We start from the raw sequence: 12,442 nt of genomic DNA, 5'->3' as shown, positions 1-12,442 counted from the left end.
TGGGACTCGCTGTGCCCGCCACATCAACCGGTGTCATGCCCCGCGAAAGCGGGGCATCCAGTACGCCGCGGCTTCTCGGCTCTAGCTGCGCGGCCTCTGGAATACTGGATCGCCCGCCCCAGTGCGCAATTGCGCACAAGGCGGGCGATGACAGTGGAGTGGTGGCGGCGGCGTCGCGTAGCGGCTTAAGACCTCAGCCCTTGCCCTCGCGCTTGCCATCCTCCAGCGGCACCACTGTGGCTTTGCCGCTCATCGCCGACAGCGTCTCGAGTGCCTCCTCGCAGAAGTCGGCTACCATCTGCTCGTGCCGCGCGCCGAGGCGGAGCAGGAGCAGGTTGCCGATGTCGAGCCTGCCCGACGCCGATCCCTCCGGAAAACGCTTCTGCAGAATCCGCTCATAGTTCGCGTGGCGGTCGCGGTGATGCTCCAGGCGCGCCATCAGGTCGGTGCGCAGGGGCTCGATGTCGACGCTGTCGAGCGCGTGGAGGCGGACCAGGAGATCATCCTTGATCGAGGGCGGTGTGCTCGGCCGCGCGGCCCAGTGCCGCAGCGCTGTTCTGCCTTCGGGAGCGAGCGTATAGATCAGCTTGTTGGGCTTGCCGGATTGCACGACCTCGCGGCCCTGGATGTAGCCGCGGTCGCGCAGCTTGGAGAGCTCGCGATAGATCTGCTGGTGGTCGGCCTTCCAGAAGAAGCCGATCGAGGAGTCGAATGTCTTGGCGAGCTCGTAGCCCGTCATCGGACGTTCCGTCAGGCATGCGAGGATTGCGTCGCCCAGCGCCATGACATCGGCTCCTTAAGAAGTCCCGACCAATTGACTTGACTTTATGCACATCGATGCATATGCGTCAATGTGCATATGACGCAGGCTGGTTGCCCGCCGGCGTTGGCCTTTGCGCTACTTTGCATGGGGTTGTTTTCGCGTTTTTTGTTGCCATGGCCTTTTGGCAAGGGAGGCACCTGACAATGACCGGCCTCGACTCTTGGTACGGCTACATGAAGTCCCAAGATCGCGCTGAAGCCCGCGCCGCGCTCTGGGACCTGCTCCATCCCGACGCCGTCTTCGAAAGCCCGGTCGTGCACGCGCCGCAGCGCGGGCGCGACATCACCTTCAAATACCTGTCCAGCGCCGAGAAGGTGCTCGGCGGTCCGGGCTTCACCTATGTCGGTGAATGGAAGAGTGCCAATGGCGCCGTGCTCGAATTCAAGACCATGATCGACGGCATCGAGATCAACGGCGTCGACATCATCACCTTCGACGCTGACGGCCGCATCACCCATTTCAAGGTGATGGTGCGTCCGCTCAAGGCCATCAACATGCTGCATCGCCTGATGGCGGAGCAACTCGCCACCCAATCATGACACTGCCCCGAGGTTGCAGAACCCGCTAAGCTCGCGGGCAAGCACTGCGCCGCAGGGAATTAAAGAGAATTCCACCACTGAACGGCCCCATGCCGGGAGAACGCCATGCCGATCTATAAAGCCCCCGTCGAAGACGTGAACTTCCTCCTCAACGACGTCTTCCAGATCGACCGCTACGACAATCTGCCGGGCTTCTCCGATGCATCGAGCGACGTGCGCGAGGCGATCTTGGGCGAGGCCGCCAAGCTCGCCGAAGAGGTGCTGCAGCCGCTCAACCGCGTCGGCGATCTCCAGGGCTGCAAGCGCGCTGACGACGGCAGCGTCACCACGCCGAAGGGATTTAAAGAGGCGTTCAAGCAGGTCGCCGAGGGCGGCTGGCTCGGCCTGTCGGCGCCGCAGGAGTTCGGCGGCCAGGGCCTGCCGGTGACGCTGAGCCAGGCGGTCAACGAATTCCAGATCTCCGCCAACATGGCGTTCTCGATGTATGGCGGCCTCACCATGGGTGCGACCGCGGCGCTCCTCGTGCACGGCACGCCGGAGCAGAAGAAGACCTACGTGCCGAAGATGGTCGCGGGCGAATGGACCGGCACCATGAACCTCACCGAGCCGCATTGCGGTACCGATCTCGGCATGCTCCGCACCAAGGCGGTGCGCCAGAGCGACGGCAGCTTCAAGATCACGGGCACCAAGATCTTCATCTCGGCCGGGGAGCACGACTTAGCCTCCAACATCATCCACCTCGTGCTCGCCCGCATCGAGGGCGCGCCTGCCGGCATCAAGGGTGTCTCGCTGTTCGTGGTGCCGAAATTCCTGGTCAATGCCGATGGCTCAGTCGGCGCGCGCAATGGCGTGGTCTGCGGCTCAATCGAGCACAAGATGGGCATCCACGGCAATTCCACCTGCGTGATGAACTACGACAACGCCACCGGCTGGCTGATCGGCGAAGAGAACAAGGGCATGCAGGGCATGTTCGTGATGATGAACGAGGCCCGCCTCGGCGTCGCCGTGCAGGGCCTTGCACAGTCCGAGGTCGCCTACCAGAACGCCGTCGCCTATGCGCGCGAGCGCATCCAGGGCCGCTCGCTCACCGGCGCCAAGGCGCCGGACAAGCCGGCCGATCCGATCATCGTGCATCCCGACGTGCGCCGCACGCTGTTGTCCATCCGCGCTTTCAACGAGGCCGCGCGCGCCTTCGTGATCTGGACCGCGCTGAAGAGCGACGTCGCCCATCGCTCCGAAGACCCCAAGGACCGCCAGGCCGCCGACGATCACATGGGCCTGATGACGCCGGTGCTGAAGGGTTTTCTCACCGATTACGGCTTCGCCAACGCGGTGCAGGCGCAGCAGATGTACGGCGGTCACGGCTACATCGCCGAGCAGGGCATGGAGCAGTTCGTGCGCGATGCGCGCATCGCCATGATCTACGAAGGCGCCAACGGCATCCAGGCGCTCGATCTCGTCGGCCGCAAGCTGCCACGCGACGGCGGCCGCGCCATCATGGCATTCTTCGGCGAGGTGATGGCTTTCGCCAAGGAGAATGGCGGCGACGAGGCGCTGAAGCCCTATGTCGCGCCGCTGTCGACCGCGCTCGGCCATCTCCAGCAGGCCACCACCTGGCTGATGCAGAACGCGATGATGAAGCCCGACAATGCCGGCGCCGCTGCGACCGACTATCTGCATCTCTTCGGCTTCGTCGCGCTCGGCTACATGTGGGCGCGGATGGCCAAGGTGACCCAGGCCAAGATTGCCGCGGGCGGTCCCACGCCCTATCTGTCGACCAAGCTCGTCACCGGCCGCTTCTTCATGGAGCGGATGCTGCCGGAGACCGCGGCCAATCTCGCGCGCATCCAGTCCGGCTGCGCCACCATCATGGAGCTGCCGGCGGAAGCGTTCTGACGTCCGCTGCCTGCTCCCAACGACTGTCGGATTCCGAATTCATATCAGGAGGGCGTCATGCCTGAGGCATTCATCTACGACCACGTTCGCACCCCGCGCGGCCGCGGCAAGCCGGACGGCGCGCTGCATGAGGTGACGGCGCTCGCGCTCGCCGCCGTGCCGCTGAAGGCGCTGAAGGAGCGCAACAACCTGCCGGAGGATTCCGTCGACGACGTGGTGCTCGGCGTGGTCGATCCCGTCGGCGAAGCCGGCAGCGACATCGCGCGCTTTGCGGCGCTGAAGGCCGGCCTCGGCGAGGCCGTGCCCGGCGTGCAGATCAGCCGCTTCTGCGCCTCCGGCCTCGATGCCGTGAATTTCGCCGCCGCGCAGATCATGAGTGGTCAGCATGACCTCGTGATCGGCGGCGGCGCCGAATCGATGAGCCGCGTCGGCATCGGCGCCTCCGGCGGCGCCTGGCCGATGGATCCGTCGATGGCGGTGCCGGCCTACTTCATGCCGCAGGGCGTCTCGGCCGACCTGATCGCCACGAAGTACGGCTTCTCGCGCGACGACGTCGATGCCTATGCGGTGCAGAGCCAGCAGCGCGCCGGCAAGGCCTGGGACGAAGGCCGCTTCAACAAGTCTGTGGTGCCGGTGAAGGACATCAACGGCCTCACCATCCTGGCCAAGGACGAGCACATGCGTCCCTCGACCACGATGCAGTCGCTGGCGCAGCTCCAGCCGTCCTTCACGATGGTTGCGCAGATGGGCGGCTTCGATGGCGTCGCGCTGCAGTCGCACCCGGAGATCGAGCGCGTCAACTACGTGCATCACGCCGGCAATTCCTCGGGCATCGTCGACGGCGCCGGCGCGGTCCTGCTTGGCAGCAAGGAAGCGGGCAGCAAGTACGGCATGAAGCCGCGTGCGAAGATCCGCGCCTTCGCCAATATCGGCTCAGAGCCCGCGATGATGCTGACCGGCCCGGTCGACGTCACCGAAAAGCTGTTTGCGCGCTCGGGCATGAAGACGTCGGACATCGACCTGTTCGAGCTCAACGAGGCCTTCGCCTCGGTGGTGCTGCGCTACATCCAGGCCTTCGACATCGACAACGCCAAGATCAACGTCAATGGCGGCGCCATCGCGCTCGGCCATCCCCTCGGCGCCACCGGCGCGATGATCCTGGGCACCGTGCTCGACGAGCTCGAGCGCACCAACAAGTCCACCGCGCTGGTGACGCTGTGCATCGGCGGCGGCATGGGCACCGCGACGATCATCGAGCGGGTCTGATTTCTTACCCTCTCCCCTTGTGGGAGAGGGTGGCGCGAACACGCGAAGCGGGTTCGAGCCGGGTGAGGGGTCTGTCTCCGCGGATGCAGACCCCTCACCCCCTCGCTTCGCTCGGACCCTCTCCCACAAGGGGAGAGGGTAAGACGAGATCACAGTTCAACCGCCGCGCCGAAAGACTGGCTGCGGCACTGAGGGAGCACCACATGGCCTTCAAGAATTTCAAAGTAGAGACCGACGCAGACGGCATTGCGCTCGTCACCTGGGATATCCCGGGCCGTTCGATGAACGTGCTCGACGAGACCTCGACCAACGAGCTCGAGGCGATCGTCAAGGAGACCACAGCCGACGCCGCGGTGAAGGGCGTCGTCATCACCTCCGCCAAGGAGGCATTCTGCGCCGGCGCCGATCTGTCGATGCTTGAGGGCATGAACCAGGCCTACGCCAAGGTGTTCAAGGAGCATGGCGAGACCGCCGCGAACCAGATGCTGTTCGAGCAGAGCCGGCGCTTCTCGCAGGTGCTGCGCGGAATCGAGACCTCCGGCAAGCCGTGGGCGGCCGCGATCAACGGCCTCGCGCTCGGCGGCGGTTTCGAGATCACGCTGTGCTGCCACTATCGCGTGGCGGCGGACAATCCCAAGACACGGCTCGGCCTGCCCGAGGTCAAGGTCGGCCTGTTCCCCGGCGCCGGCGGCACGCAGCGCGTGCCGCGCCTGGTGCCGCCGCAGGACGCGATGACCATCCTGCTCAAGGGCGATCCCGTCACCGTCGAGAAGGCCAAGGCGCTGAACCTCATTCACGCCATCGTGCCCGCCGCCGACCTGATCAAGGCGGCGAAGGACTGGATCAAGGGCGGCGGCAAGGCGATCGCACCCTGGGACGAGAAGGGCTTCAAGCTGCCCGGCGGTCCCGTGTTCTCCAAGGCCGGCATGATGATGTTCCCGGCCGGCAACGCGATCTATCGCCGCGAGACCTACGACAACTATCCGGCCGCGCGCGCGATCATGAGCTGTGTCTATGAAGGGCTGCAGTTGCCGATCGACGCGGCGCTGCGCGTCGAGTCGCGCTACTTCACCTCGGTGCTGCGCTCGAAGGAAGCGGCCGCGATGATCCGCAGCCTGTTCCTGTCGATGCAGGAATTGAACAAGGGTGCGCGGCGTCCAAAGGACGTGCCGCCGACCAAGGTGAAGAAGATCGCCGTGATCGGCGCCGGCTTCATGGGCGCGAGCGTCGGCTACGTCTCGGCCCGTGCCGGCCTCGACGTCGTCCTGATCGATCGCGACCAGGAGAGCGCCGACAAGGGCAAGGCGCACGCGCAGAAGGTGATCGAGGATCAGATCAAGAAGGGCCGCGCCAAGCCCGCCGACGCCGAAGCGCTGCTCGGTCGCATCACGGCGACGGCCGACTATGCCGCGCTCGGGGATGTCGACCTTGTCATCGAGGCCGTGTTCGAGGACCGCAAGGTCAAGGCGGAGACCTTTGCCAAGGCGCAGCAGTACCTGAAGTCTGATGTGATTTTCGCGTCGAACACCTCGACGCTGCCGATCACCTCGCTTGCCGAAAGCTTCAAGGACCAGGGCAAGTTCGTCGGCATCCATCTCTTCTCGCCGGTCGAGAAGATGATGCTGGTCGAGATCATCCTCGGCAAGAACACCGGCGACGTCGCGCTCGCGACCGCGCTCGACTACGTCCGCACCATCGGCAAGACGCCGATCGTGGTCAACGACAGCCGCGGCTTCTTCGCCAACCGCTGCGTCGGCCGCTACGTCGCTGAAGGCAACGAGATGTTCCTCGAAGGCGTGCCGCCGGCGATGATCGAGAACTGCGCGAAGATGGCCGGCATGCCGGTCGGCCCGCTCTCGCTGTCGGACGAAGTCGCGCTCGACCTTGGCCTGAAGATCATGAAGGCGACCGAAGCCGATCTCGGCCCCAACGCCATCAACCCCGATCAGAAGAAGCTGATGGTGGAGATGGTCGAGAAGCAGGGCCGGCTCGGCCGCAAGAACAGCAAGGGCTTCTACGACTATCCGGAGAAGGGCAAGGGCCAGAAGAGCCTGTGGCCGGGTCTCTCGGCGCTGCAGCCGAAGCAGCTCGATCCCGATACGCTCGATGTCGAGGAGTTGAAGCAGCGCTTCCTGGTGGTGCAGGCGGTGGAGGCCGCGCGCACTGTCGAGGATCACGTCATCACCGATCCGCGCGAGGCGGATGTCGGCTCGATCCTTGGCTTCGGCTTCGCGCCGTTCACCGGCGGCACGCTGTCCTACATCGACTTCATGGGCACGAAGAAGTTCGTCGAGCTCTGCCGTAAGCTCGAAGCCAAATACGGCTCGCGCTTCACCCCGCCGAAGCTTCTGGAAGAGATGGCCGCGAAGGGAGAAACCTTCTACGGTCGGTTCGCACCGAAGAAGGCGGCCTAAGACGCGGGGACACGTTCACGCGCATGCGAAGGTCCCGGATTGCGTTTCGCTCCATCCGGGCTTCAAGCCCTAATCTCGCGCTCGCGCGAGTTACGCATCCGAGATTGTGAAACAAGAAGGCCGAATCGTTGATTCGGCCTTTTCATTTCTGTGCGCGAGCACATCACTGGGGCGCAATGATGCGTGATGCCGAGTGCCGCCCGTCCCAATTGCCGCAAGTGTGGCTTTTTCTGAGTTTGTGGAACCCGCCACACAGCTCATCAAGAAAAGCATGCATGGTTGGAACGTTGCGGCGTCGCGCACATTTATATGCGCGTTAGAGCGGCGTCGTTCTTTTTGCTCAGCCTTGGCACTCCTCTTGCTCCCGAACCAGGGTGATGAGCTTGCCAATCCTTGTTGGGACTCTTGCCGATCCACCGGCAAGTTGAAAATCAACGAAGAAGAAAATCAACGAAGAAAGTGTTCCGCAATGAACTCTCTGGTGCTCCAGAAGACTGCGATCGATCCTGAGCTGCCTGCGAATTATGCTGTTCCGTCCTCGCCGCGGCTCGTGCCGCAGCAGAGGCGTGCACGTCTGCGTCGCAAGGGGCCGGTGTTCTGGGCCGCGCTGGCCTTACTTGTGCTGGTCGCGGATTTTCTGCTCGCGTTGCTCGCCTGGCTCGCCGTCGATCTCGTCATGAACTGATATGTCCCGCGCGTGCAGCAGATAGGTCGCGGCCAGGTAAGCGAGCTGACAGGCGGCAAGACAGGCGGCAATGACGGTCACGCCCGCGACGAGGTCGAATCCGTGGGATCGAAGAACGACTGCAGAAAAGATTGCGACCAACGGTGAGATCACGACCAGCGCCCAGACCTTGAATAAGAAGCCGGTCGCCGCGCCCACCAACGCACTTGCAACGATCAGGACGAATGCAATCGTCAAGTTCAACCCCAATAAGAGCACAAGTCGTCTTCAACCAATTCCGCAAAGCTTGCCCGCTTGGCGGGTAGTAGCAAGACAGTATCGCACATCCGGCGAACAGTAGTTCATAAGTCTAAGCAGCGGTACGATAATCCGGAGCCGTGAGATCGCACGGGTCCGCGCTGAGCGTCCCACATCGTTCAAGGCGCCCCGATCGCGAAGATAAAAAGGGCCGGATCGTCAGTCCGGCCCTTCAGCGTTCGAAGCGAGCTGCACCTCACGCGGCCTGCGCCAGCCCTTCCTTCTTCAGCGCTTCCTGCACCTTCGGCCGGGCCGCGATGCGGGCCTTGTAGGCGGTGAGGTTCGGCATCTCCGAGAGGTCGAACTTCATCTTGTCGGCCCAGGTCAGCATCGTGAAGAGGTAGCCGTCGGCCACCGTGAACTGCTTGCCCATGAGATAGTCGAGACCGGCGAGCTGGCCGTCGATGTATTTCAGCTTGCCCATGACGCGATCCTTGAAGAAGGCCTTGGCGTCGTCGGCGAGCACCGGCGAGAACAGCGGACCGAAGCTCTTGTGCACCTCGGAGGTGAGGAAGTTCAGCCACTCCAGCAGTTTGTAGCGCTCGGAACTGTCACGGGCGGGCGCCAGCGCCTTGCTTGAGGCCCGGTCGGCGATCATCTGGACAATGACCGGGCCTTCGGTCACGATCTCGCCGCTATCGAGGCCCAGCGCGGGAACTTGGCCTTTCGGATTCACCTTCAGATAATCCTCACCATTTTCGAGCTTCTTGGCGCGGATATCGACCTTGACCAGCTCATAGGGCAGGTCGGCCTCGAGAAGGGCGATGTGGGGGGAGAGTGAGCAGGCGCCGGGCGAATAATACAGTTTCATGGAATTTCCTCCTCTTGACGGTTGGTTGGGGCGAAAGAAACGCCTACATGCGCCTGCATCCAATAGTCAAGATTGATGCAGGTGCATCGAGTGGGGTAAGAACGGGCGACGAGTTTGAGCGGGACCATGAGACGTAAACCATCGACCGAGGCAACTGGTGCCTGGATCCGTCTGATGCGGGTGCAGAGCCGTGTGCTCGACTGCGTCGAGCAGGACCTGAAAAAGGCCGGCTTCCCCCCTTTGGCCTGGTATGACGCGCTGCTGGAACTGTCGCGGGCCCCGTCCGGCGAGCTCCGGCCGGTGGAGCTTGAACGGCAGATGCTGATCCCGCAATACTCCACCTCGCGGCTGATCGACCGTCTGGTCGACGAGGGGCTCGCTTCCCGGCGCGAATGCAAGATCGACAAACGCGGCCAGTTCGTCGAGATCACTGAAGCGGGCCGCGAGTTGCAGAAGCGTATGTGGGGCGCATACTCCGCCGCTATCGAGAAATATGTCGGCTCGAAACTCTCCGATACCGATGCCGTCAAGCTCAGTGCCCTGCTCGACCGCCTGGGTTGCTCATGCGGCGAGATGAAACTGCCGCCCGTTCACGAAAGCACGCCGTCGCGATGATCGGCGGCAAACCAACACGGCCGCGCAACCGATGGGTTCGCGGACCATCCCTGTCACCCGCGCGCGTTCGGTCGAAGCGCTTTTGATTAGAGTTTGATATGGCGCGAGACCAGATAGATATGACGCCGTTGCAATCGCGCGACGAGCTCGTCACGTGGTTCGAGGCCGGCTGCAAGGCCCCGTCCGAGTTCCGCCTCGGCACCGAGCATGAGAAAACGCCGTTCACGCTCGACGGGCACCGGCCGGTGCCCTACGAGGGCGCGCGCGGCATCGGCGCGCTGCTCGAAGGCATGAAGCTCCTGCTCGGCTGGGAGCCGATCATGGAGCAAGGCAACATCATTGGCCTCTACGACGTCACCGGCGGCGGCGCGATCTCGCTCGAGCCGGGCGGACAGTTCGAGCTCTCGGGTGCGCCGGTCGAAACCGTGCACCAGACGCAAGCCGAGCTGATGGCGCATCTGGCCCAAGTGCGCGAGATCGCAGCGCCGCTCGGCATCGGCTTCCTCGGCCTCGGCATGACCCCGTCCTGGTCGCGGGCGGACATTCCTGTGATGCCCAAGGGCCGCTACAAGATCATGACCAACTACATGCCGAAGGTCGGCAAATACGGCCTCGACATGATGTACCGGACCTGCACGGTGCAGACCAATCTCGACTTCTCCTCCGAAGCCGACATGGTCAAGAAGCTGCGGGTGTCGCTGGCGCTGCAGCCGGTCGCGACCGCGCTGTTCGCCAACTCGCCTTTCACCGAAGGCAAGCCCAACGGCTATCTCTCCTTCCGCTCCGAGATCTGGCGCGACACCGACAATGCGCGCTCGGGCATGCTGCCGTGGGCGTTCGAGGACGGCATGGGGTTTGAGCGCTATGTCGATTACGCGCTCGACGTGCCCATGTATTTCGTCAAGCGTGGGGAAGAATACATCGACGTGTCCGGCTCCTCGTTCCGCGCCTTGTTCGACGGCCGCAACAACAATTTGCCCGGCGAGCGACCGACGCTGTCGGACTGGGCCAACCATCTCTCGACGATTTTCCCCGAGGTGCGGCTGAAGCGATATCTCGAGATGCGCGGCTCGGACGGTGGTCCCTGGGACCGGCTGCCGGCACTGCCCGCGTTCTGGGTCGGGCTGCTCTACGACGATGTGTCGCTCGATGCCGCATGGGACATCGTGAAGCACTGGAGCGCGCATGAGCGCCAGGCGCTGCGCGACGACGTGCCGCGCTTCGGCTTCAAGGCGCGGATTAGGGACCGCTATCTCTTCGAGATCGCCAAGGAATGCCTCGTTCTGGCACATGCAGGCCTGCGCCGGCGTGGCCGAATCGACCATCTCGGCCGCGACGAGACCCGCCATCTCGAGCCGCTCGATCGCATCATCGATGCCGGCCGGACGCCGGCCGAGGAGATGCTGGACAAGTTCAACGGCCCCTGGAACGGCTCGGTGGAACCGGCCTACGAGGATTACGCTTTCTAGAGCATGGTCCGGACCCGAAGAGCCGCCTTAGCGCAAAGTGTGCAGCGGCTTTCTGAAAGGATCATGCTCAAACGCTTTGGCCCGGCGACAGCAGGTCTCAAGGCCGTTCATCGCCCATACAGGTTTGCGGCGATCAAATGACCGACTGAAAAACGCTAGCGTCGTCAATAACTCGAAAGCTGTTCGGATGGGGAAGGGCTGCCTGCCTGGGGGCATCATGGCAAGCGTCGCGGCATGCGTTGCGCTGGTGCTTGCGCTTGCGTGCATGCCGGCGCGCGCCCAGACGGCATTCGACCGGCCCGGCGGCGACTATTTCAATACGCCGGTCACCTCGGGCGATCCGGAGGATTGCGCGCTGCTGTGCGAGCGCGACCGCCGTTGCCGGTCCTGGAGCTTCAGCTATCCCGACGTCGAAGGCGGCTCGGCGGTGTGCTGGCTCAAGAACACCGTGCCGCCGCGCGTGCCGGAAAACTGCTGCATCTCCGGTGTGCGCGGCGCCGGCGTCATCGAGCCGCGCATCGAGGGCGTGGAGACGTCGATCGACCGCCCCGGCGGCGATTTGCGCAGTTTCGAACTCAAGGCCGGCGAAGGCGTAGAGGCCTGCAAGGCGGCCTGCACGGCGGACAACAAGTGCCGCGCCTTCACCTATGCGCGCCCCGGCTACACCGGCCGCGAGGCGCGCTGCTTCCTGAAAAAGGAAATCAAGCCGCCGCGCCGGAAGGCGGGATTCACCTCGGGCGTGGTACGATAGGGCGCAGCTCTTACTGTCGTCATTGCGAGCGCAGCGAAGCAATCCAGTCTGGTGCCGCGGAGGGACTCTGGATTGCTTCGCTGCGCTCGCAATGACAATGGGGATGGATCGTGCGCCAAATATTCACTCGTCATGCCCGGGGCTTGACCCGGGCATCCGCGTCGTCCCTCAATCGCGATCGCGCATGGATGGCCGGGACAAGCCCGGCCATGACGTGGAGAGATATCTCACTCCGCCGCAATCACCGTGAGCTCCGGCCATAGCGCCTTCCATCGCGCGGCCTTCACGGCGTAATTCGCGGCCGAAAAATTCGGCCCCCGATTGGGCCGTGCGATCAGGTTTGCGACATCGTCGAAGCCGTGCGGTGCATAGACATCGAAATCCTCGCCGATGCGCCTGACACCGACCTGCGTGTTCTGCGTCAGGAAGCGGTCGATGCCGTCGGTGGAGCAGGTCAGTGGCGGATAGGGCAGGCCATGCTTGCCGGGGTACCACAGATGCACGCGCGCCTGGTTGCGGGCCTCGATCTTGACGTCGAGATGCGCAAGCCGCGCATGCAGCGTGCGGATCACCGCGTCCTCGGCCTCCCATGAGGTATCGGGATCGAAATAGAACACGTCGTAATCGGCGATGCCGTGGTCAACCGCGCGGCCCGTGAGCACGTTCCATACCGTCTGTACCAGGCACCCCGAGACCAGCCAGGCATCCGGCAGCGCGAGCTGGGCCAGATCATCGACGATCGCAGCGTTGATGGGATTCGTCAGCGCCAGCGCGAGGAAGCGGTCCTCGTCCATGATGCCAATCACGAAGGATGGCCACGGGCCTCATGGTTCTCGAGGCGATGCGAAAGCATCGTCCCGGAGACGCGCGAAGACG

General features: G+C 63.9%; 11 protein-coding genes. 7 read left to right on the top strand and 4 right to left on the bottom strand.

Features of this window, described 5'->3' with window-relative positions; translation table 11 throughout:
* Positions 1-193: 193 nt before the first annotated feature.
* Positions 194-784 (bottom strand): PadR family transcriptional regulator, encoded by a 591-nt coding sequence (locus MTX21_RS23415; protein ID WP_280967041.1) that lies wholly within the window; start codon positions 782-784, stop codon positions 194-196.
* Between the two features lie 182 nt (positions 785-966).
* On the opposite strand from MTX21_RS23415, the gene MTX21_RS23410 reads away from it, so the two are divergent.
* The 4 genes from MTX21_RS23410 to MTX21_RS23395 all read left to right on the top strand — a co-directional run bounded on the left by MTX21_RS23410 (position 967) and on the right by MTX21_RS23395 (position 6,938).
* On the top strand, positions 967-1,362 hold the full coding sequence (locus MTX21_RS23410) for a nuclear transport factor 2 family protein (RefSeq protein ID WP_280967040.1): 396 nt from the start codon (positions 967-969) through the stop codon (positions 1,360-1,362).
* A gap of 105 nt (positions 1,363-1,467) precedes the next feature.
* Positions 1,468-3,258: an acyl-CoA dehydrogenase C-terminal domain-containing protein gene (locus MTX21_RS23405; protein ID WP_280967038.1), complete on the top strand. Its 1,791-nt coding sequence runs from the start codon at positions 1,468-1,470 to the stop codon at positions 3,256-3,258.
* A gap of 57 nt (positions 3,259-3,315) precedes the next feature.
* Positions 3,316-4,524: an acetyl-CoA C-acetyltransferase gene (locus MTX21_RS23400; RefSeq protein ID WP_280967037.1), complete on the top strand. Its 1,209-nt coding sequence runs from the start codon at positions 3,316-3,318 to the stop codon at positions 4,522-4,524.
* A gap of 203 nt (positions 4,525-4,727) precedes the next feature.
* Positions 4,728-6,938 carry an FAD-dependent oxidoreductase gene (locus MTX21_RS23395; RefSeq protein ID WP_280967036.1) on the top strand — a complete coding sequence of 737 codons (2,211 nt, stop codon included), beginning with the start codon at positions 4,728-4,730 and terminating at the stop codon, positions 6,936-6,938.
* Positions 6,939-7,551: 613 nt separating this feature from the next.
* Here the strand turns inward: MTX21_RS23395 and MTX21_RS23390 are convergent.
* Both MTX21_RS23390 and gstA read right to left on the bottom strand, forming a co-directional pair.
* Positions 7,552-7,860, bottom strand: a complete 309-nt coding sequence (locus tag MTX21_RS23390) for a hypothetical protein (protein ID WP_280967034.1) — start codon at positions 7,858-7,860, stop codon at positions 7,552-7,554.
* 256 nt (positions 7,861-8,116) lie between these two features.
* On the bottom strand, positions 8,117-8,731 hold the full coding sequence (gstA, locus tag MTX21_RS23385) for a glutathione transferase GstA (RefSeq protein WP_280967033.1): 615 nt from the start codon (positions 8,729-8,731) through the stop codon (positions 8,117-8,119).
* A 126-nt stretch (positions 8,732-8,857) separates the two neighbouring features.
* Between gstA and MTX21_RS23380 the strand changes: the two genes are divergently transcribed.
* The 3 genes from MTX21_RS23380 to MTX21_RS23370 all read left to right on the top strand — a co-directional run bounded on the left by MTX21_RS23380 (position 8,858) and on the right by MTX21_RS23370 (position 11,566).
* Positions 8,858-9,346: a MarR family winged helix-turn-helix transcriptional regulator gene (locus MTX21_RS23380; protein ID WP_280971143.1), complete on the top strand. Its 489-nt coding sequence runs from the start codon at positions 8,858-8,860 to the stop codon at positions 9,344-9,346.
* A gap of 98 nt (positions 9,347-9,444) precedes the next feature.
* Positions 9,445-10,815, top strand: coding sequence for a glutamate--cysteine ligase (locus MTX21_RS23375; RefSeq protein WP_280967032.1), 1,371 nt, complete (start codon positions 9,445-9,447; stop codon positions 10,813-10,815).
* Positions 10,816-11,002: 187 nt separating this feature from the next.
* Positions 11,003-11,566: a PAN domain-containing protein gene (locus tag MTX21_RS23370; protein ID WP_280967030.1), complete on the top strand. Its 564-nt coding sequence runs from the start codon at positions 11,003-11,005 to the stop codon at positions 11,564-11,566.
* 227 nt (positions 11,567-11,793) lie between these two features.
* On the opposite strand, the gene MTX21_RS23365 is transcribed toward MTX21_RS23370, so the two are convergent.
* A complete protein-coding gene (locus MTX21_RS23365; RefSeq protein ID WP_280967029.1) occupies positions 11,794-12,360 on the bottom strand; it encodes a nucleotidyltransferase family protein in 567 nt (188 codons plus the stop codon).
* Between the last annotated feature and the right edge of the window lie 82 nt (positions 12,361-12,442).

This window comes from Bradyrhizobium sp. ISRA430, from assembly GCF_029909975.1.
Classification (GTDB): domain Bacteria; phylum Pseudomonadota; class Alphaproteobacteria; order Rhizobiales; family Xanthobacteraceae; genus Bradyrhizobium.
Note: the sequence above shows the minus strand (reverse complement) of the source record. Positions and strands in the feature narration are given on the sequence as shown.

Bases quoted from the DNA above. Each gene is read 5' to 3' on its own strand.
- MTX21_RS23415 (WP_280967041.1), bottom strand. From the start codon at position 784: ATGGCGCTGGGCGACGCAATCCTCGCATGCCTGACGGAACGTCCGATG.
- MTX21_RS23410 (WP_280967040.1), top strand. From the start codon at position 967: ATGACCGGCCTCGACTCTTGGTACGGCTACATGAAGTCCCAAGATCGC.
- MTX21_RS23405 (WP_280967038.1), top strand. From the start codon at position 1,468: ATGCCGATCTATAAAGCCCCCGTCGAAGACGTGAACTTCCTCCTCAAC.
- MTX21_RS23400 (WP_280967037.1), top strand. From the start codon at position 3,316: ATGCCTGAGGCATTCATCTACGACCACGTTCGCACCCCGCGCGGCCGC.
- MTX21_RS23395 (WP_280967036.1), top strand. From the start codon at position 4,728: ATGGCCTTCAAGAATTTCAAAGTAGAGACCGACGCAGACGGCATTGCG.
- gstA (WP_280967033.1), bottom strand. From the start codon at position 8,731: ATGAAACTGTATTATTCGCCCGGCGCCTGCTCACTCTCCCCCCACATC.
- MTX21_RS23380 (WP_280971143.1), top strand. From the start codon at position 8,858: ATGAGACGTAAACCATCGACCGAGGCAACTGGTGCCTGGATCCGTCTG.
- MTX21_RS23375 (WP_280967032.1), top strand. From the start codon at position 9,445: ATGGCGCGAGACCAGATAGATATGACGCCGTTGCAATCGCGCGACGAG.
- MTX21_RS23370 (WP_280967030.1), top strand. From the start codon at position 11,003: ATGGGGAAGGGCTGCCTGCCTGGGGGCATCATGGCAAGCGTCGCGGCA.
- MTX21_RS23365 (WP_280967029.1), bottom strand. From the start codon at position 12,360: ATGGACGAGGACCGCTTCCTCGCGCTGGCGCTGACGAATCCCATCAAC.